Annotated in this window: 19 protein-coding genes and 1 tRNA gene; 8 read left to right on the forward strand and 12 right to left on the reverse strand. The window is 38.6% G+C overall.

All coding sequences use genetic code 11. The features are described 5' to 3' along the window. Positions 1-129: 129 nt before the first annotated feature. The 6 genes from rpsB (at position 130) to AS4_RS06325 (ending at position 4,753) form a co-directional block, all read left to right on the forward strand. Positions 130-882, forward strand: coding sequence for a 30S ribosomal protein S2 (rpsB, locus tag AS4_RS06300; RefSeq protein WP_004722027.1), 753 nt, complete (start codon positions 130-132; stop codon positions 880-882). Between the two features lie 139 nt (positions 883-1,021). Next, positions 1,022-1,897 (forward strand): translation elongation factor Ts, encoded by an 876-nt coding sequence (tsf, locus tag AS4_RS06305; protein ID WP_004722025.1) that lies wholly within the window; start codon positions 1,022-1,024, stop codon positions 1,895-1,897. Between the two features lie 157 nt (positions 1,898-2,054). Beyond that, a complete protein-coding gene (locus AS4_RS06310; RefSeq protein ID WP_096733576.1) occupies positions 2,055-2,615 on the forward strand; it encodes a DUF3465 domain-containing protein in 561 nt (186 codons plus the stop codon). Positions 2,616-2,751: 136 nt separating this feature from the next. Then, on the forward strand, positions 2,752-3,573 hold the full coding sequence (locus tag AS4_RS06315; RefSeq protein ID WP_004722023.1) for an AraC family transcriptional regulator: 822 nt from the start codon (positions 2,752-2,754) through the stop codon (positions 3,571-3,573). 122 nt (positions 3,574-3,695) lie between these two features. Beyond that, complete coding sequence (locus AS4_RS06320) at positions 3,696-4,442, forward strand: AzlC family ABC transporter permease (protein WP_096733577.1); 747 nt, start codon at positions 3,696-3,698, stop codon at positions 4,440-4,442. Continuing rightward, entirely contained in the window at positions 4,439-4,753 is a 315-nt protein-coding gene (locus tag AS4_RS06325) for an AzlD domain-containing protein (protein ID WP_096733578.1), read from the forward strand. The genes AS4_RS06320 and AS4_RS06325 overlap by 4 nt, the downstream gene beginning before the upstream one ends. A gap of 50 nt (positions 4,754-4,803) precedes the next feature. On the opposite strand, the gene AS4_RS06330 is transcribed toward AS4_RS06325, so the two are convergent. The 11 genes from AS4_RS06330 to AS4_RS06380 form a co-directional block, all read right to left on the reverse strand. Beyond that, complete coding sequence (locus AS4_RS06330) at positions 4,804-5,250, reverse strand: Mpo1 family 2-hydroxy fatty acid dioxygenase (protein WP_096733579.1); 447 nt, start codon at positions 5,248-5,250, stop codon at positions 4,804-4,806. 118 nt (positions 5,251-5,368) lie between these two features. Continuing rightward, complete coding sequence (locus tag AS4_RS06335; protein ID WP_096733580.1) at positions 5,369-6,139, reverse strand: DUF4850 domain-containing protein; 771 nt, start codon at positions 6,137-6,139, stop codon at positions 5,369-5,371. Positions 6,140-6,168: 29 nt separating this feature from the next. Then, entirely contained in the window at positions 6,169-7,956 is a 1,788-nt protein-coding gene (locus AS4_RS06340; protein ID WP_096733581.1) for an amidohydrolase, read from the reverse strand. 164 nt (positions 7,957-8,120) lie between these two features. Next, the gene (locus AS4_RS06345; RefSeq protein WP_096733582.1) at positions 8,121-9,284 is read right to left on the reverse strand and encodes an MFS transporter; all 1,164 of its coding nucleotides are present in this window, start codon (positions 9,282-9,284) and stop codon (positions 8,121-8,123) included. 217 nt (positions 9,285-9,501) lie between these two features. Next, positions 9,502-10,113, reverse strand: a complete 612-nt coding sequence (locus AS4_RS06350; RefSeq protein WP_004722011.1) for a septal ring lytic transglycosylase RlpA family protein — start codon at positions 10,111-10,113, stop codon at positions 9,502-9,504. A gap of 285 nt (positions 10,114-10,398) precedes the next feature. Then, positions 10,399-11,400 carry a lytic murein transglycosylase B gene (gene mltB / locus AS4_RS06355; RefSeq protein WP_004820018.1) on the reverse strand — a complete coding sequence of 334 codons (1,002 nt, stop codon included), beginning with the start codon at positions 11,398-11,400 and terminating at the stop codon, positions 10,399-10,401. Between the two features lie 33 nt (positions 11,401-11,433). Then, positions 11,434-12,576, reverse strand: coding sequence for a rod shape-determining protein RodA (gene rodA / locus AS4_RS06360; protein WP_004722007.1), 1,143 nt, complete (start codon positions 12,574-12,576; stop codon positions 11,434-11,436). A gap of 344 nt (positions 12,577-12,920) precedes the next feature. After that, positions 12,921-13,571 (reverse strand): hypothetical protein, encoded by a 651-nt coding sequence (locus AS4_RS06365; protein WP_004820022.1) that lies wholly within the window; start codon positions 13,569-13,571, stop codon positions 12,921-12,923. Positions 13,572-13,588: 17 nt separating this feature from the next. Beyond that, positions 13,589-14,413: an NADPH-dependent 7-cyano-7-deazaguanine reductase QueF gene (gene queF / locus AS4_RS06370; RefSeq protein WP_096733583.1), complete on the reverse strand. Its 825-nt coding sequence runs from the start codon at positions 14,411-14,413 to the stop codon at positions 13,589-13,591. Then, positions 14,413-15,186, reverse strand: a complete 774-nt coding sequence (locus AS4_RS06375; protein ID WP_004820027.1) for an ABC transporter permease — start codon at positions 15,184-15,186, stop codon at positions 14,413-14,415. The genes queF and AS4_RS06375 overlap by 1 nt, the downstream gene beginning before the upstream one ends. Continuing rightward, the gene (locus AS4_RS06380; RefSeq protein WP_004722000.1) at positions 15,183-16,118 is read right to left on the reverse strand and encodes an ABC transporter ATP-binding protein; all 936 of its coding nucleotides are present in this window, start codon (positions 16,116-16,118) and stop codon (positions 15,183-15,185) included. The genes AS4_RS06375 and AS4_RS06380 overlap by 4 nt, the downstream gene beginning before the upstream one ends. 187 nt (positions 16,119-16,305) lie before the next feature. On the opposite strand from AS4_RS06380, the gene AS4_RS06385 reads away from it, so the two are divergent. Next, positions 16,306-16,381 (forward strand) — tRNA-Arg (locus AS4_RS06385). A 57-nt stretch (positions 16,382-16,438) separates the two neighbouring features. On the opposite strand, the gene AS4_RS06390 is transcribed toward AS4_RS06385, so the two are convergent. After that, positions 16,439-17,539 (reverse strand): NAD(P)/FAD-dependent oxidoreductase, encoded by a 1,101-nt coding sequence (locus AS4_RS06390; protein WP_167468934.1) that lies wholly within the window; start codon positions 17,537-17,539, stop codon positions 16,439-16,441. 549 nt (positions 17,540-18,088) lie between these two features. Between AS4_RS06390 and AS4_RS06395 the strand changes: the two genes are divergently transcribed. Next, the gene (locus AS4_RS06395) at positions 18,089-18,784 is read left to right on the forward strand and encodes a metallophosphoesterase (protein ID WP_096733585.1); all 696 of its coding nucleotides are present in this window, start codon (positions 18,089-18,091) and stop codon (positions 18,782-18,784) included. Positions 18,785-18,863 lie beyond the last annotated feature (79 nt).

An 18,863-nucleotide genomic window follows, 5' to 3' on the forward strand; every position in this document is an offset into this window, starting at 1 on the left:
TGGTTTATGGAAATATTGATAAGGGTAATTTAAAAATCCGCACATATGTCGTCACATTACTCTGGGTGCCTGAAAGGGTGGAGAATGCGGACATATGGAGGCCTAACCCAAACTTTTAAGGTAAAGAAAATGGCAGATTACAACGTAAGCATGCGCGACCTTCTTCAAGCTGGCGCGCACTTTGGTCACCAAACTCGCTTCTGGAACCCAAAAATGCGTCAATACATTTTTGGTGCGCGTAACCGTATTCACATCATCAACCTTGAACATACTGTTCCTGCGTTAAATGATGCTTTGAATTTTGTTAACAATCTAGCAAGCAAAAAGAACAAAGTATTGTTCGTTGGTACAAAACGTGCTGCTTCTAACATCATTCGTGAACAAGCTCAACGCGCTGGTCAGCCTTATGTTGATCACCGTTGGTTGGGTGGTATGTTGACTAACTGGAAAACTCTTCGTCAGTCAATCAACCGTTTGAAAGATCTTCAAACTCAATCACAAGATGGTACTTTTGCTAAACTTACTAAACGTGAAGCATTAGAACGCGCTCGTGAAATGGAAAAACTTGAACGCTCTTTAGGCGGTGTTAAGAACATGGGTGGTTTACCTGACGCATTGTTCATCATCGACGTTGATCACGAAGCAATCGCGATTAAAGAAGCTAAAAACCTTGGTATTCCAGTAATCGGTATCGTTGATACAAACTCTAACCCAGATAACGTAGATTTCGTTATTCCTGGTAATGACGATGCGATCCGTGCTGTTACACTTTATGCTTCTGCAATGGCTGATGCAATTCTTGCTGGTAAAGAATACGCTCAAACTCAAGCGAATGCTCAAGCTAAAGGCGAAGAAGCTGCGAAAGAAGCTCCTGAGGCTTAATGCGTTTTGACGCAAGCTTGTCATTTTTGTGATTTAAAATGATGACAAATTGAGCGTCGAGAAAGCAAAACGGCCCAGAGGAACCTTTGGGCCGTTTTTGTTGAACAGATTCATATTCTACCGTATTTAGGAGAACAACATGACTGCAGTTACTGCGAGCATGGTAAAAGAATTACGTGACCGTACTGGTCTTGCAATGATGGAATGCAAAAAAGCATTAACAGAAGCAGACGGTGACATCGAATTAGCGATTGATAATCTTCGTAAATCAGGTCAAGCAAAAGCAGCTAAAAAAGCTGGTAACATTGCTGCTGATGGCGCGATCACAATTGCTCAAGAAGGTAATAAAGCAATTCTTTTAGAAGTAAACTGTCAAACTGACTTCGTTGCTAAAGACGAAAACTTTGCTGGTTTCTCTGCGAAAGTTGCTGCTGCTGCACTTGCTGCTGGTGTAACTGATGCTGCTCAAATTGCTGAATTAAAACTTGAAGATGGTTCAACTGTTGAAGAAGCTCGTATTGCGCTTGTTCAAAAAATCGGTGAAAACATCCAAGTTCGTCGTGCTGCAATTGTTGAAGGTGAAAACCTTGCAGTTTACAAACACGGTTTAAAAATCGGTGTTGTTGTTTCTTACACAGGTTCTGCTGAAACTGGTAAAGGTATTGCAATGCACGTTGCTGCGTTCAACCCAGTTGCTGTAACTGCTGAAGATGTTTCTGCTGATCTTATCGCGAAAGAGAAAGAAATTGCAGAAGCTAAAGCGATTGAATCTGGTAAGCCAGCGAACATCGTTGAAAAAATGGTAACTGGTTCAGTTGAAAAATATTTGAACGAAGTTGTTCTTGAGCGTCAACAATACGTAATCGACAACGACAAAAAAGTTGCTGAAGTATTGAAAGCGACTGCAACAACTGTAGCTCAATTCGTTCGCTTCGAAGTAGGTGAAGGTATTGAGAAGAAAGCTGAAATGAGCTTTGCAGAAGAAGTTGCTGCTGCTCAAGCGGCTGCTAAATAATTTTTACTCACTGAGTATAATTATTGAAAACCCCTCTTTAGAGGGGTTTTTTTTGTCTGTAATTTAATTGAAGTAGATTTAGAAGAATTAATTCATACATTTCTAAAAGATTATTCTTTTATAATTCCACCATGAACATTGATTAGACTCAAACTTTATGGCAAATAAAACACAACTTGGTATTGGTGCTGTAATTGCAGTGATCGTCGCAGCTTATCTGGGTGTTGATCTCAATCAACAAAAAAATCAAACAACTGAACCCTCTAAAGTTGAATCGATCGATCAGCAAAACAATCATTCACAAGGCAATACACAGCATGTGGATGAGCAGGGTAAAGATAACCAATTTAAAGATAAGCCGTCTGCCAATAGTCAAAATCAAAATGGTCTTGAGGTTATTCGAAAAGCCTATGAGGCAAAGCTTAGTAATGTTCAAGTACAATCCATCGGTCGAGTAAAAGCTGTGTTGCGTGATGATAATGAAGGTTCGCGCCATCAAAAATTTATTCTTGCATTGGATAATGGCTTAACTGTATTGGTTGCACATAATATTGATTTAGCACCACGCATAGATAATTTACGCAAAGGCGATACTGTCGAATTTTTTGGCGAATATGAATATAGCAATCAAGGTGGCGTAATGCACTGGACACACCATGATCCAAAGCGTCGTCATCAAGATGGTTGGCTAAAACATAATGGAAAAACCTATCAGTAATCTATTGGTTATTTTCTTATGTGCACAAAAGATCTTTGTATTTTCCATGTCTAATCGTATAGATAGCAATTTTGTTCTATACGCTTTTTATAAACATGCTATTTTTAAATTATTATCAAAAGTCTGAATAGAAAAAATGCAGGAGTGGGCAAGCTACTTTCACCTAAAAGAATTGGGTGGATTAGAGTTGTTAAAAGCACAGTATCACCATAAGCAATTTTCAAAGCATGTGCATGAAGGTTATTGTATTGGTGTGATTGAAGATGGTGCACAGAGTTTTTATCGGACTGGGCAGTTACATACAGCACCGAAGGGCGACATTATTTTAGTCAATGCTGATGAAATTCATACAGGTTCATCTGCTGTCGAGTCAGGCTGGAAATATCGTGCAATTTATCCAACACCAGAAATGTTGTTAGATGCAGGGCAAGATTTTTTTAGTGTTAAAAATAGCGTACCGTGGTTCCCACAAGCAGTTGTGCAAGATGTTGGATTGGCACAGCAACTCTGTTTACTTTTTGATTTATTAGAACAAAAAGAAAATACTTTACTGAAAGAGAGTATGTATTTATCCACTTTAGCCCGTTTAATCAGTCGTTATGGTCGTGCCAAATTAACACCTGCTGAATTACCAGAAGCACAACGGAAAGTTGAAATAGTTAAAGATTTATTAAGCAGTTTTCCTGAGCATGATTATTCGCTCACTGATTTGGCGACATATGTAGGATTAAGCCCTTGGCATTTTTTACGTGAATTTAAAAAATATACGGGCTTACCACCACATAGTTGGTTGGTTCAGGTCCGTTTACAGAAAGCACGCCAATTATTAAAACAAGGTCAGAGTATTGCAATGACTGCCCAAAATAGTGGTTTTTCAGATCAAAGCCATTTTAATCGACATTTTAAAAAGGCAGTCGGGGTTACGCCTTCTCAATATTTAAGCACATTGAATATTTAATAAATGTATTCGGGAATAGCCATTTAAACGTTCTACAGTCCCTGACCAAATAGCAATTTTATCCAAGCGATCACTGATCATTTATAAGATACTGCTTAAATTCTTAGATTTGGATTTTGCAAATGAGTGATCAATTTGAATCTTATACTGCCGACATTGAGCTGAAGTCTAAGCAAAATAAAAAGGCTTTTTTCCAAGGTGTGGTCGATATTTTACCTTTATCTATTGCCGTACTGCCTTGGGGTATTTTGGCTGGATCAATGGCAATCAATGCTGGATTAAGCTTTGCACAAGCATTCTCAATGTCCGCTGTTGTATTTGCAGGTGCAGCACAGTTGGTGAGTTTAGGTTTAGTCATGTCACAAGCATCTGCCTTGACGATTATGATTACGGTATTTTTCTTAACCAGTCAGCATTTAATTTATGCGCTTAATTTTCGCCAAGATGTCAGTCGTTTTCCGTTTAAGCAACGTATATTAATTGGCTTCTTGCTGACAGATGAACTGTTTGCTGTCGGCATTGGCAAAGATAAACAGCGCAGCTTTGCTTATTTGTTTGGTGCTGGGCTGTGTTTTTATTTGGCTTGGTGCCTATTTAGTGTGTTGGGTATTGTACTGGCTAAATCAATTCCAAATTTAGAAAGCTTACATTTAGATTTTTCAATTGTTGCGGTATTTATTTTGATTATTGTGCCTATGGTGAAAAATAGCGCAACTTTGGTAGGCGTCATGTGTACCTTGCTATCTGCCTGTATTTTTAAATATTTTCAATTTGAAGGGGGTATTGTGCTATCCGGGATTTTGGGGATGTTTGGTGCGATGTGTATGGCAAAGATCGTCGGAGTAAAAAACATAGGCGTAGTAAAATGACATGGACTTTATTGTTAACTTTGGCAGCCATTGTATTGATTAACCGCTACTTTTTCTTGGAACCTAAAATCGCCCTGAAATTACCTCGTGTGATTGGAAATATGTTGCAGTATTCAGCGCCATGTTTGCTGACTGCAATTTGTGCACCAATTGTATTTTTCAATGGAGATCAATTGCGTGCATTGCCTTTGGATGCCTATTTTTTAACAGCAATGATCTGTGTTGTTTTAGCACTTATTTCTAAGAAAATTCTAGTCAATTTAGCTTTAAGTTTATTGTGCTTTTACGGGTTATTTTATCTGTTAAATTGAAAAAAATGGAGGGAAAAGCCGAATTGGATTTTCCCTCTGGTTTATTTGCGCTAAAAAGCCAGTTTCTGGCGTGTTTTCCATTTGGGTAGTACTTTACCAAGATAGGCATCCATACACCATACAGGGCCAATGAGGAGGAATTGAAGGTCTTTAAAGAAAGAAGGCTTTTTACCTTCGACTTTATGGCCATAAAATTGACCAATCCAAGCCAAAATAAACACCCCAATATAGAAGCCAACACCGGCAGGAAGTAAGTAAATGATCCATGCCATGACTGCAATTAATGCGGTCATTGCAACAGCAAGAACAATATCCAAACGGGCATAGAAAACGAGGGTTAAAATCAGAAGCAGTGTGGTAAGTAACGCACTAAAATGTGCAAGAATTCCAATGATGGCAAATAAAATCGCGGGGACACAAGCCCAATGGATGGCTTTATTGGTTTTGTTTTGATGACTTTCGCTATATTCATCGAACCATTCGGTGATTGTTTTCATTTGGCGCTCCATGCATGTGGTTGGCTATATTTATTTTTGCTGAAAACAATATAAATCAGAATAATGTTTTGGTCAAAATAGCGGCTTTAAATAAAACCAAGTGCTGGTCATGGGTATTTCAATGTGTGGCCTGATAGAAATTTAAAATATCACGAGCCCAAGTTTGATGTTCTGGTTTAAGTGTGACTTTGATTTCCTGAAAATTGGTGACATCGTTGCCATCACTTTCATCGGCATAATAGGCAATCCCATGTGTTTTGTTGGGATAGTTGGGAGTTTGATAGCTAAAATACACTTTATTTTTATTGGCTTTGACGATGTTTAACAGATGGTTTTTATCTTCAATGGCTCCAAATTCATTGTCTAAACTGAGTTTTCTCACATTGGGGAAATATAAACTTGCGCTATGCATGGCACAGCCAGCACACGCGGAAGAATTATAAATGGTGATGACTTCATCTTTTTTACGGCTTGCCAGCACAGCATACGCAACGCCAGAAGGTCCCATATCCGTGCTGATCACTTGCCATGATATGGGGAGAAGTACAGGGCCAATACCGGGCAGTAAGATGATTTTAAAGTTTTTTGCTTGAGTCGCAGATAATTTATAACGGAACTGACATTTCACTTGCTGGGTGTTGTTGATCTTACAGACGGCATCATCTTTGTAGAATCCTGTATCGTTAAAAGGATTGGGAATTGCAGCAATATAGGTATCCACTGTTACATTATTGCTGAGGGTGGCTGCGGGAAGTTGTTCAAGTTGGTGTTGTGGGTGAGGTGCTTGGTTGGTTTTTAGATCAGGAAAAGTGGCTTTGAAAATAGCGATATCTCCATAAGCAAAACCACTTAGGCCCAATAGTACGAATAAAAATTTCGGATTAAGCATGTCCTATCTCTACTATCCCTTAATGATCCTTATTGGGGACTTTGATAAATCAATTGACCTTCTTTATAGGTTGCCAATATTTTGATGTCTTTAATCTTTTGAGTGGGCACTTTTAATGGGTCTTGATCTATCACCACAAGATCCGCCAATTTGCCTTTTTCTAAAGTACCTTTGTCTTTTTCTTCAAAGTATTGGTATGCAGCCCAATCTGTGACTGATTTTAATGCGATATAAGGACTGACTTTTTGATCCTCACCTAATACATCTCCAGAACGGGTGGTACGATTGACGGTTGCATCAATCACCATCATATTTTTAGGAGGGATGACTGGAGCATCATGGTGCTCAGTAAAAATCATATTTTTTCTTAATGCAGAACCTGTAGGGGAAATTCGGTTGGCACGTTCTGCGCCGAGCGTTTCATGCTTATGCCAATCGCCCCAGTAGTAAGTATGTAATGAGAAGAACGAAGGAATAAGCCCTAATTTCTTGGCTTGATCTAATTGATCCTCACGCATGGTTTGCGCATGAATAATCACATTGCGGCGATCTGCTTGGCCATATTGTGCGTTGGCTGTCTCAATAGTTGCGAGATATTGGTCAATTGCAGCATCACCATTGGCATGTGCAAGAATTTGCCAATGATTCTTATAAGCCAGATTAATTGCATCTTGAACCATTTTTGTATCTGGATAGGCTGGATAACCACGATAGTCTTTAGGTTTTCCCTCTGGTGGGATGAAGTAAGGCTGCGTTAGCCATGCGGTTTTGCCTTGTGGGGAGCCATCTAGGCTGATTTTAACTCCCCCAATTCTAAAATGATTTTGATAATTGAGACTACTGCCATTTTTCAGCATGTAATCTTTTTCATTGATGATATCTGGATAAACCACGACATCAATATTCAATTGATTGATGGCCGCAAAACTTCGCCATAATTCAGCAGTACCATGATCTGCACGACCTTCTTGTACAGTGGTATAGCCATTTTTGATATAGGTATTCAGTGCTGTTTTTGCCATATTTTGCATGATTTCAGGTGGAACTTTGCTAAACGCAGTTGCCATTGCTGAAAAAACAGCAGCTTCTTCAAGTACACCATTGGGTTCTTGAGAATTTGCTTTACGACGAATAATCCCGCCAGTTGGATTGGGTGTATTTTTATTGATGTTTAAAAGTTCAAGAGCCTTATGATTGACAGAGGCTAAGTGTCCTGACTGATGTAAAACAATAATCGAGTGATTGGTGGAAACCAAGTCTAAATCATCTGCTGTAGGATGCCGTTTTTCTTTAATTTGGGCATCATCATAACCATTTCCAATAATCCAACCTGAGGTTGCTTTGATAAAGTCAGGATTGTTTTGTTGCCATAATGAAAGTTCACGAATCAATGATGCAATATCTGAAACGTTACCATCGGGCGTAGGGTAGAGATTTGCCACAGTTTGCTGTAGACCGACACTATTTAAATGGCTATGCGCATCAATAAAACCAGGCAGCAGGGTATGACGGTTTAAGTTAACCTCTTGGGTATTTTTTTGTTTTAATTTTTGCGCTTGTTTTAAATCACCTGCAAAGACAATTCTTCCATCCTTGACCAGCAACGCTTCGACATAATGGGGTGACATGCCTTGCATAGTTAAAATTGAGCCACCGTAAAATAGCGTGTTTGTTTGCGTCAAGGTTGCAAGATCAGCGGGGGTATTCGTGTTTGTTGGAGATATCGTGGTACATGCGCTAAGCGAGCCAAGGCCAATTAAGCAGATGATGGGTGCAATTGCACGGACAAGTTTTGATGGGCCACTGATTTGAAACATGAATAATCCCCAAATTTGTTTTATTAAATATTGTTTATTTTATTCAAACTAGCAAAGATTTTGATCTGCGTATAGGTTTGATATGTGTTTAAAAAATGATAAGTGTTTTTGCATTTGAGCAATGATCTTTATTCATCCTAAACGATTTTTTATTTATATACAGCCTAAATAAATCTTTTTCTAAAATAAATCACAGATAACAGCGCCAGTGCTAAACCAATAAATGAGGGACCATAACCGATAGGAGCAGCAAGTAAGCCAACAATTACAGCTCCTGCTACAGCCCCGCCATAATTAAAAATATTCACCCGTGCGATAATTTCATCACGTCGATTTTCATCTAAACGACCTGCTGCTGAAAATGTCAGCGGGACTAATGCGCCTACAGCAACACCAGCCAGCGCAAAACCGGCAATGACAATCGCCAATGAATGCCCTAAGCCAGCTATGGCACAGCCTGTTGCGCCAATCAGCGTTGTGATGAAGGCAACCCATGCAGCGCTTTTAAATTTTAAAAGATAATCCAGACTTAAACGGGTGAGCAAAATACCCATTTGGTATGCGGCATAACCCAATGGGGCGACTGTGGCTGAGCTTGCTAAAATATCTTTAAGATAAATTGAACTCCACGTGCTGATTGCTGAATCGACAGTAAAGGCGATGAGAATGATCACACCAAAAATAAGCAATTGTTTATGCGGAATTGGTGATCGTTGTTGAGGATGTAGGGCAGCATTTTCTTTTTGTTGAAATAACCAACGTTTTGACACTTGCGATGTAATCAAACACATCATGACAGCAATGCACAATGCCGCTGTTGCCCCAAGTGTGGTTGAGACCGTTGCGGACATGATTAACGCGCCAAGGAAAGCAGCAGCGGTATAACAGGCAAAGAAACCGCCCAAGGCGCTTTTCCCAAGTTTTTGTTCCATCATGACAGCTTGCATATTCAATGCAGCGTCTAAACATCCGAGTCCAAGCCCATAAAGTAAAAAACTAGCGACCATGATCATGACACTGGGACTAAATGCTGCAATTGCAATACCGATGGCTTCAAATAGCAAGCCAATGACAATTGCAAGCCTTGAACCTAGTTTCACAGCAAGTCGATCTGCCAAAATAGAACCCAGTGCTGCTGCAATACAGACACCAAGGATAATAATTGACAGTTGATCATCTGAAAGTCTGAATCGGCTTTTGATTGTGGGAAGCGCGGTCATGACGCTGGCATAACCCAAGCCTTGCGTGGCAAAACCAAGTGCGATTACTTTTTGGGTTTTGCTGAGGGATGTATGCGCGAAGTTTGGCGTTTTGCTGTTCACGTCCATGCATGGCTCACTTTTTTACTTTTAGAATTTAAACTTCGGTTTTCGTTTTCTGTTTAGTGATACATCCTGTATCGACTCACATTTTATTTTATCTGGAATGCATTGAAAGAAAAGGGGCATAACTGGAAAGTTAAGGGGGCAATTCGGACATCTATATTTTTATTTTTATAATAAAAAAGCCACTGGAAAGTGGCTTTTGTTAAATGCATGCAGTGATTTACGAGTTTGGACCATCTACGCGTTCAATATTAACGCGTGCTGTTCCTGAATTTGTAATACCTAAACGCTTAGCAGCGCCGTAAGAGAGGTCAAGTACACGGTTACCATGGAAAGGACCACGATCGTTGACTTTAACCACTACGCTTTTACCATTGTCTTTATTGGTTACACGAATAAAGCAGTTTAATGGCAAGCTACGGTGTGCAGCAGTCAAATCATTCATATCGAATGTATCACCGCTTGCGGTTTTACGGCCGTGGAACTGACGACCGTACCAAGATGCAACACCAGTTTGGCTAAATTTGCGAACTGTGTTTGAAGCAACTTCATTAAGTTTATCAATTACTGAAGGCTCATCTTCAGGAACTTGAATCTTTGCTGCAATAGTTTGACGACGGACTTGATCGCCAGAACGTTCAGTAATTGACAAACTGTTTAGGTTTGAAAAATGAGAGTTGAAATTTGTTGAATCTTTGCTAATCACACGAGAAGCTAGACTCGAACTATCCGAATCATTGTTTAAGTATGATGACTGAACCATTTCTGAGTTGACCTGCGTCATACTCAGACCCATGGTCAGGGCCATCATATATTTTAGTGAAGCATGCATCGTTTAACTCCTTGGAACCTCAATTTTAACTTTCTAAGTCGCTGAAAATTAACCATAGAGGTCTGTAAATTCACTTGTGCAACTGCATTTAACGGAAAGGATAATATTCAAGCTGGAATAAATGTGTCTAGCATTATTTAAGAAACAGTTACAAAAAGGACAAATTCTTACAGGTTTTGATTAAAAAATAATCAATATTGTAACAAGGTGTGAAAAAAGTATTAAATGTGATCAAATTAACATAAAAAAATCTTGACTTATTTATTATTTAGGAAATTGCAAGTCTTAACGACTTACAATTTCGGTGCCTAAAAGCCATAAAGCAGTGGCATACATACGGCTTCTATTATATGTCGTAATCACTTGAAAATTAGGATAAGTAATATAATAAATAGGGCCATTGCTGTCCTGTAATTGAATCACATTAACCAAATCTAAGTCATCAATTTTGACGATTGGATTTAATGGAGAAATCCCTAAATTTTTAAGTGATCCATAGGGAACAGGCTGAGTTAAATCTTTTGCAATAACCGCTTCAGGATTGTTCCCTGTATAACGCGCTAAAAACGCAATAGGGCGATCACGCTGCCAGCCATGTTGAGCCAGATAGTTAGCAATCGAACCAATCGCATCGACCGCAGAGTTACGTAAGTCAACATGACCATTTCCGTCGTAATCCACGCCAAATTTAGACACATTACTTGGCATAAATTGCGGATAACCTACTGCACCTGCATAAGACCCAACAATCGAATTGGTTGGAACGCCATCTTTATATGACCATGCAATTAAAGCACCCAACTCATCTTGGAAATATTGCGCACGGCGGGGATAACCAAAACCGAGGGTTGCAAGTGCATCACGGGTGATAAAGGAGCCCTTATTTGAGCCATAACCTGTTTCGACCCCTAGAATGCCTAGGATGATTGCTTGAGGCACCCCAAACTGCTGTTCTGCGCGATTTAGTGTATCTGCATATTGTTGTTTAAAACGCACACCACGTTGGATGGTGCCTTCAGCTAAAAAATTAGTTTTGTATTGGTACCAAGGCTTACTTTCACCTGGTCGTTCCATAATGCTGATGATATTGGGTAAATTGCGTGAGCCGTTCATTGCCCAATCAATTTGTTCGCTACTTAGACCATAGGTTTGCATGGTTTTGGCTTTAAAATTATTGTATTCAGGGTTGCTGGCAAAATCATTGGCTTGGCAGAAACTGGTCAGTGAAAATGCAGCTGCACAAAAAGTGATGTTTTTAACCTTCTGTAAAAGCCCAAAAGTAAACATAGGTTATATTTCCTAATTATTTATGATAAAAAATTAACGATGTGTATGTATAGACATCACAATGCCAAAAGTGGCCATTAAAGTAATAATTGCAGTACCACCATAACTCATAAAAGGTAATGGCACACCGACTACAGGTAAAATACCACTGACCATGCCCGCATTTACAAATACATAAACAAAAAATGACAAAGCAAAAGTACCAGCAACCAAGCGCCCAAAATTATGGAAGCATTGTAGACTCATTTGAAAGGTTCTAAAGATAATACAAAAGTAAATGATGATCAGAAGTAGGATACCAATCAGACCGAATTCTTCAGAAAATGCGGCAATAATAAAGTCAGTATGGCCTTCAGGTAAAAAATGTAAGTGCGATTGAGTGCCTTCCAAATAACCTTTACCCATAAAGCCACCCGAACCAATCGCTGTTTTAGACTGAATGATGTTCCAGCCCGTGCCTAAGGCATCGGCTTCTGGATTAAATAAAGTTAAAACACGTTGTCGTTGATAGTCATGTAGTAGAAATTCCCAAGCGACTGGAATCACCACAGCAACAGCACTCACTGCACCTAAAATCATTTTCCAAGAAAGACCACTCAGAAATAGCACAAAAATCCCACTGGCTAAGATGAGCAGTGATGTACCTAAATCGGGTTGTTCTGCAATCAGGATAAAAGGAATGCCAATCATGATCAGTGATAAAAACACATTTTTAAAACTAGGCGGTAGAGGATTACGAGATAAAAACCATGCAATCATCAATGGCATACCAATTTTTAAAAACTCACTGGGTTGCACGCTGCCAAAACCCGGAATCCCAATCCAGCGTTGAGCACCCATGCGAACCTCACCAAACACTTTAACTGCGACTAAGCAGACCAGTCCAAACAGATAAAAGTAAGGCGCAAAAGCTTGATAAACTTTAGGAGGAATTTGGGCTAAACCACACATGACGAGAAAACCGATACCAAAGCTCATGGCTTGTTTGGAAACCAGCCCCATATCTTGTGCAGACGCACTATAAAGGACGGTTAAACCGAGCATCGCGTTTAAGATTAGAAATAAACTCAACCAAGGGTCAATATGGAGTTTTTGCCAGCGTGAGGGGATCATGGCAGTACTTAGACCATCACGAGGAGATTGACGTAAAAATTTATATTGAGAGCTTGGTGCCATTGGTCTATTTTGTGCGGGAAATGTGTTTTGCGCATGCTATCACAATCCCCCTCGAAGGCAATGAATATCAATACTTTGCAACAAAATTATGAGCTGAATTTTGTGATTATTTTGAGGTTGAAATATTTAAATTAGAAAATAGTGGGTTAAATAGATTGAATTAAATGGTTTTGAATTTGAATAGGTTTTAGATAGATCAAGGAATAGCGTTTTATCATGGTTTTAAGTTTATGAATTTAATGGTTAATTACTACAGCTAAAAAGTATAACTCGATAAATGTAAAAAAATGCCCTTACCAAGAAGGGCATTTTTTATATTTAAAAATCCAATTGAATTTTAACGATCAATTAAAAAATAAAGTATCGTAATATTCTGCTACAGCTGTGATTTCATCTTTATTTAAATTTGGAATCAACTTATCAATTGCCATATGCACTGCTTTGCCTACAGCAGAAGCACCAATATCCGCAGCCTTACGTTTGATCATACCCAAATCCAGCGTTTTATTAAAATCACGCATGAAATGGTTAATCGTCGCATCTGAGAATTGTTTGAATTGTTCAGACAATACAGCGCGATTTACATCCCCATTTGCTTGAACTTCAGCAAAGCTATTTTTGAGATTGGTGACTAAACTTGCGTCTAAATTCACACCGACACGGAATTGACCTTGTGGATCTTTAAATAGGCTACGTTCTGAAAACTCTACAGACTGACGAACCACATCATTGTCTGCTTTACTTAACAATTGTTTAAGTAACACAGCAACAGTCGATTTGACATAGCCTGCTAATTTTTCAGCAGTATCTCGTTTGTCACTTGCAGGGAAGCGACGAACAAGTTCAATCAAAAGCGTATCAATAATTTCTTCATTAATGAGTAAGGCAGTTTGATCACGTAAAGGATAAAGTGGTTCGTTAGAGTTTTTTTTCTCAATACCGGTCTGAATGTTCTTTAATAGTTCTTCAGAAGGTACAAAACCAAAAAAAGGCATGTTTTCAACCTCAATGTTTATTGTCGCGCCAATCGAATTGGGCTTGGCATCCATGATTCATCAGATACACGACATGGGTTAATATCTAAACCGCCACGACGTGTATATGTTGCATACACCATCAGCTTTTCAGGTTTTAAATTTTGCCAAATATCGGCAAAAATTTGTTCCACGCATTGTTCGTGAAAACCGTTATGCTGACGATACGAGATAATATAAGCTAAAATACTACGATAACAAGGTTTTTCGCCTTGGTATCGGATAAAAACAGTGCCCCAATCGGGTTGTCCAGTCACAGGGCAATTGCTTCTTAATAAGTGTGAATACAGTTGAATTTCAACGCTTTCACCGTGTTGTGTATTTTCTTGATCAAAGGCCAAAAGGCTTGCATCTGGATGATTGACCAGCTGGTCAGGTTCTTGATCATCAATACAAATACCCGTTGGTTTGCTGATCTCTAAATCATCAACTTGAAATAAAGTTAGCGTCACTGGGGCTTGTGCAGCAGCAGATAAGTCTTTTTCAACGGTATTGATAAAAGCTTGATGAGAGTCAAACTGGGTAAAGTTCATACTATTAAAGTAGAGCTTTAACGACTTTGATTCAATCAAATTTGGTGATGTTGCTGGGAGTGCAATACGCCCAATGGCAACTTGCGGGATTCCTTTGCTATTTAGCCAAGAAATTTCGAATACATGCCACCAATCTTGACCTTTATATATACCCGCTACATCCGCATATTGCTCACGCGCTTGTGCACGCGCGATCGGGAAAAGAACTTCGGGTTGATAGGTAGTTGGGTAATCGGTTTCTTTACCCAATAAAGATTTTTCAACAGACATTATTCACGCATTCCTGAACCACGAGAAAGTAAATAGTAAGCAATCGCATACAGTACGCCACAGAATAGAGTCACAATAAGTAAAGACAATGAAACATTGACATCACTATGACCTAAAATTCCGAAACGGAAAGCATTGACCATATATACAATCGGGTTAATTAAAGACAGATTTTGCCAAAATGGACTTAAAGCACTAATCGAGTAAAACACACCGCCTAAGTAGGTGAGGGGTGTTAATACAAAGGTTGGGATAATCGAAATATCATCAAACGATTTTGCATATACAGCATTGATAAAACCCCCTAAAGAAAACAGTAGTGAGGTAATAATAACGGTGTATATCGTGACGAAAATATTATGGATATAAAGGTCAGTAAAGAACAAACTCATTGCTGTGACAATTGCCCCAACAAGAACACCGCGGGCAACACCACCAATCACATAACCACACAAGACCATATGTAGTGGAACTGGGCTCATAATCAGTTCTTCAATGCTTTTTTGGAATTTAGCACTAAAGAAACTTGAAGACACATTGGCATAACTGTTTGTAATCACCGCCATCATGATGAGACCCGGCACGATGAATTGCATATAGCTAAATCCACCCATTTGTCCAATACGAGAACCGACCAAATTACCAAAAATCACAAAGTACAAGCTCATGGTGATCGCAGGCGGTAATAAAGTCTGCGGCCAAATTCGCATAAAGCGGCGGATTTCTTTTTGAACTAATGTATAGAGTGCAATACGTAGTTGAGTAAAATTCATTCTGCAACTCCTTCAAGATTTTTCTCAACCAGTTTCACAAATAACTCTTCAAGACGATTTGATTTATTACGCATACTGCGAACACGAATACCTTGCGCTTCTAAAAGCTGGAATAAATCATTTAAAGAATGCGCTTTATCCATCGTGACTTCTAAGGTCATGGGGTCAATCAGATTAAATTTCACACCAATGATATCAATCATGATTGGTTCAATCGGATTTTCTAAATCGAAAATAAAAGATTCTTCACTCAATTGGTTTAAGAACGCTTTCATCGAGGTATCTTCTTTAATAACACCACGGTCAATAATCGCAATCTGACGACAAAGCATTTCTGCTTCTTCTAAATAATGCGTGGTTAAAATGATCGAAGTGCCTTTTTCATTCATTTCTGTAAGGAAATCCCACATTGAACGGCGTAACTCGATGTCTACACCTGCAGTGGGTTCATCTAAAATCAAAAGTTTAGGTTCATGCATCATGGCACGCGCAATCATTAAACGGCGCTTCATACCACCAGACAACATGCGCCCTTGAGTATTACGCTTATCCCATAAACCTAATTTTTCTAAATATTCTTCAGCACGTTGTTGTGCAATTTTAGGCGGAATGCCGTAATAACCCGCTTGAGTGACTAAGATGTCAAAGATTTTTTCAAATTGCCCGAAGTTGAATTCCTGAGGAACGACACCTAGACATTGTTTTGCATGTGAAGGATGGGTATCTAAATCATGACCAAAAATTTCCACAGTACCTGAAGTTTTCCGCGCCAAGGAACTGATAATACTGATTGTTGTCGATTTACCAGCGCCATTTGGTCCTAAAAGTGCATAAAACTCTCCTTCTGGAACAGTCAAATTGATTCCTTTGAGTGCTTGGAATCCATTTCTATAGGTTTTAGATAAATCTCTTAACGTCAGAGCATCAGTCATGAAATTCTCACTTGGTTTATGGAGTGTGTATTGTGAGCGATCTTTTTAAATAAACCAAGTAAGTTAGGAGGAATTCTGCATTGCAAATATGCAACATTGCTTAAAGCATGAGCATCAATCAAAAGAGTTGTTTTATAAATGCTTTACCTCGCGGTTTTTTTTGTTATGATGTGCCTTCTCAATTTAAGCGCCCATAGCTTAACTGGATAGAGTACAGGTTTCCGAAGCCTGTGGAGTGGGTTCGAGTCCCGCTGGGCGTACCAAATTTATTAATAAAATCAATAATTTGGTGGTTATTTTGACGTAAAATCGGCACATAATCACTGAAATCTCGTGATACGATAAGAAAATAATTCAGGACTTTCTTGCTCATATAAAATTTCTTGCATAGCCAAGCGACTAATTAAAGGCGCGAGAGTGACTGCTGCATGCATTGAAATGAGATAAAGTCCAGAGTCATCATTCATCGTACCAACAATGGGCATATCATCGAATGGGATAGGGCGCATTCCTACAGCCACGTGATCAACAGTTATAGATGATGCTAATGCTGGTGCTATCGTATTAAAATGTGCCTGAATAGTTTTTAAAGCATTCAGAGCGATCAGTTCTGGCGTATTGACTGCTGTGTCATCGATATAATCTTCTGCAGCTAAAAAATGTTCTGAATCAATCGAGCGAATCTCCATCTCTGGTGTCGAGATAATATGCTGTGCGAATTGATCTGATTTTTCATGCTTAAAGCGAATAATAATAGCTGGCAAAGATGCTAAAGGTAATTCGATATTGATGGTTTGCAGCAAATCCTTATTGACCACTCCCGCTGTTAAAACAACTTTATCCGCAACATAATCCTTATCTTGACTACGTACACCGATCGTTTGACCTGATTCATTTTGTAATATTTTAGAAACTTCCGTTTCTGGACAATAAGTTACACCTTTTTTAATGGCATCTTGAAGCAATGTTTGAATCACCCAGATGGGATCTATCGCACCTTCTTCGCCAGCAAATGCAACCACATTCGGCGCTTTATCAAGCAAAGGTTCTTTTTTTGCAAGATTCTCTTTTGTTAAAGATTCGACATTAAAAGACAGCTCACTGTGGGATTGGATAAATTGTAATGTCTCTGCATTCGTTTCCTGCCAACTAATGGCACCTCGCCAATCAATTTTCAATGCGCCATGCATCTCTGCATCTAATCTTCGCCATTCATTCAAGGATTTTGATCGTAGTTTTTGGTAGGAATCAGGACGTCCATAAGAAACATTAAGCCATGCAAAAGAATGTTGGGAAACACCGCTTCCTGCCTGCTTTTGATCTAATAATGTCACTTCTGCATCGGAATAAGTGGCGAAAAACCATGCAAGGGTAACGCCAACAATACCAGCACCAACAATAACAATCTTTTTTTCTTTCATTTTGAGCTTCTGTCGCATTAATAAATCAAATTTCATATTATTTTGAATATGATAAAATGATTCTATCAAAGAATTTAAAATGGATAATTTTAATTATTGCTTTACAGGCTGCATTACAAGTATTTTTTTAAATTATTAAATAGTTATTTTTTTATTAATGTACCCTAAAAATAAAATTGCATTGTTAAGTAGATACAACGATAAGAATATAAATCTCAGCTTATAAGAAAAATCCAGAAAAGCTAAAAAATGATGGCAGGGGCTTATACTTTTATAAATAGCTTAATTAGAAGATGAAGATATTGCCATTTTGACTATATAAGACTTATCAAAACAACACGCCATTCTAAGTATTCATATTTCCCAAAGCTTTATTTGAGCTTTTACTCAAAATCCAGTGATGAATATCTTGAGATATATAGCTCATATCAATTAGCCACAGCTATGCAAATAAAATTATTTATACATCAATGTGGTTTACAACAAAACAATTTTACACACAGGACATTGTAGTAGATGGATTTAACATCCACTTAAGAGGGCAGAAACATGAACTTAGTCAAAATTTGGAATAAAACAATCAAAGGTAAGCTCTATGTAGTTGGCGATATTCATGGCTGTTACGACTTGCTAATGAATCGTTTGATTGAAATAGATTTTAACTTTAAAAATGATTTATTGGTTGCTGTTGGTGATCTGGTTGATCGTGGCATTCAAAATATTGAATGTGTGAATCTAATCGATGAACCTTGGTTTACTTCAATTCGAGGGAATCATGAGGACTTATGTATTAAAGGCTTATTTAACGATTCTTTTGGTCGTTGTCATATCGCCAATGGCGGAGAGTGGTTTTATGATTTGGATGCCCAAACTCAACATAAAATTATAAACAAATTTAATCAATTACCCATTGCACTTGAAATCACACATCACAGTCGCAAGTTTGGCTTTGTACATGGGCATATTGAGCAAAATGATTGGGAGTTGTTTAAGCGTAATCTTAATGATTTTGATGCTGTCAGATATGCAATTGAAGCTAAGCGACTACCTACTGAGGCAGCAATGTGGGGCAGAGAACGCTTTGATTTAGAGAATCTGAAATATACTAAAGTTCAAGGTGTGGACCTGGTCATCATGGGGCATACCGTCACAACAACGCCCATCAAGCGAGATAATTGCTACTACATTGATACAGGTGCAGTGTATTGGGGCAACATGACAATTTTAGACTTGAGTAAGGTTTAAGGGGGATTAGAATCAACATCACGATGAAAGTTATGAATTGATCAATATAAGCAATTGATGGGTGACTATTCGTAATTTT

Origin of the sequence: Acinetobacter guillouiae, assembly GCF_002370525.2 — a bacterium.
In the GTDB taxonomy this organism is placed as follows: domain Bacteria; phylum Pseudomonadota; class Gammaproteobacteria; order Pseudomonadales; family Moraxellaceae; genus Acinetobacter; species Acinetobacter guillouiae.

Coding starts and splice junctions, on each gene's coding strand:
- rodA (WP_004722007.1), bottom strand. CDS start 12,576: ATGGCACCAAGCTCTCAATATAAATTTTTACGTCAATCTCCTCGTGAT.
- AS4_RS06395 (WP_096733585.1), top strand. CDS start 18,089: ATGAACTTAGTCAAAATTTGGAATAAAACAATCAAAGGTAAGCTCTAT.
- AS4_RS06350 (WP_004722011.1), bottom strand. CDS start 10,113: ATGCATGCTTCACTAAAATATATGATGGCCCTGACCATGGGTCTGAGT.
- AS4_RS06335 (WP_096733580.1), bottom strand. CDS start 6,139: ATGCTTAATCCGAAATTTTTATTCGTACTATTGGGCCTAAGTGGTTTT.
- AS4_RS06365 (WP_004820022.1), bottom strand. CDS start 13,571: ATGCCTTTTTTTGGTTTTGTACCTTCTGAAGAACTATTAAAGAACATT.
- queF (WP_096733583.1), bottom strand. CDS start 14,413: ATGTCTGTTGAAAAATCTTTATTGGGTAAAGAAACCGATTACCCAACT.
- AS4_RS06325 (WP_096733578.1), top strand. CDS start 4,439: ATGACATGGACTTTATTGTTAACTTTGGCAGCCATTGTATTGATTAAC.
- tsf (WP_004722025.1), top strand. CDS start 1,022: ATGACTGCAGTTACTGCGAGCATGGTAAAAGAATTACGTGACCGTACT.
- rpsB (WP_004722027.1), top strand. CDS start 130: ATGGCAGATTACAACGTAAGCATGCGCGACCTTCTTCAAGCTGGCGCG.
- AS4_RS06375 (WP_004820027.1), bottom strand. CDS start 15,186: ATGAATTTTACTCAACTACGTATTGCACTCTATACATTAGTTCAAAAA.
- AS4_RS06310 (WP_096733576.1), top strand. CDS start 2,055: ATGGCAAATAAAACACAACTTGGTATTGGTGCTGTAATTGCAGTGATC.
- mltB (WP_004820018.1), bottom strand. CDS start 11,400: ATGTTTACTTTTGGGCTTTTACAGAAGGTTAAAAACATCACTTTTTGT.
- AS4_RS06390 (WP_167468934.1), bottom strand. CDS start 17,539: ATGAAAGAAAAAAAGATTGTTATTGTTGGTGCTGGTATTGTTGGCGTT.
- AS4_RS06345 (WP_096733582.1), bottom strand. CDS start 9,284: ATGGACGTGAACAGCAAAACGCCAAACTTCGCGCATACATCCCTCAGC.
- AS4_RS06380 (WP_004722000.1), bottom strand. CDS start 16,118: ATGACTGATGCTCTGACGTTAAGAGATTTATCTAAAACCTATAGAAAT.
- AS4_RS06340 (WP_096733581.1), bottom strand. CDS start 7,956: ATGTTTCAAATCAGTGGCCCATCAAAACTTGTCCGTGCAATTGCACCC.
- AS4_RS06330 (WP_096733579.1), bottom strand. CDS start 5,250: ATGAAAACAATCACCGAATGGTTCGATGAATATAGCGAAAGTCATCAA.
- AS4_RS06315 (WP_004722023.1), top strand. CDS start 2,752: ATGCAGGAGTGGGCAAGCTACTTTCACCTAAAAGAATTGGGTGGATTA.
- AS4_RS06320 (WP_096733577.1), top strand. CDS start 3,696: ATGAGTGATCAATTTGAATCTTATACTGCCGACATTGAGCTGAAGTCT.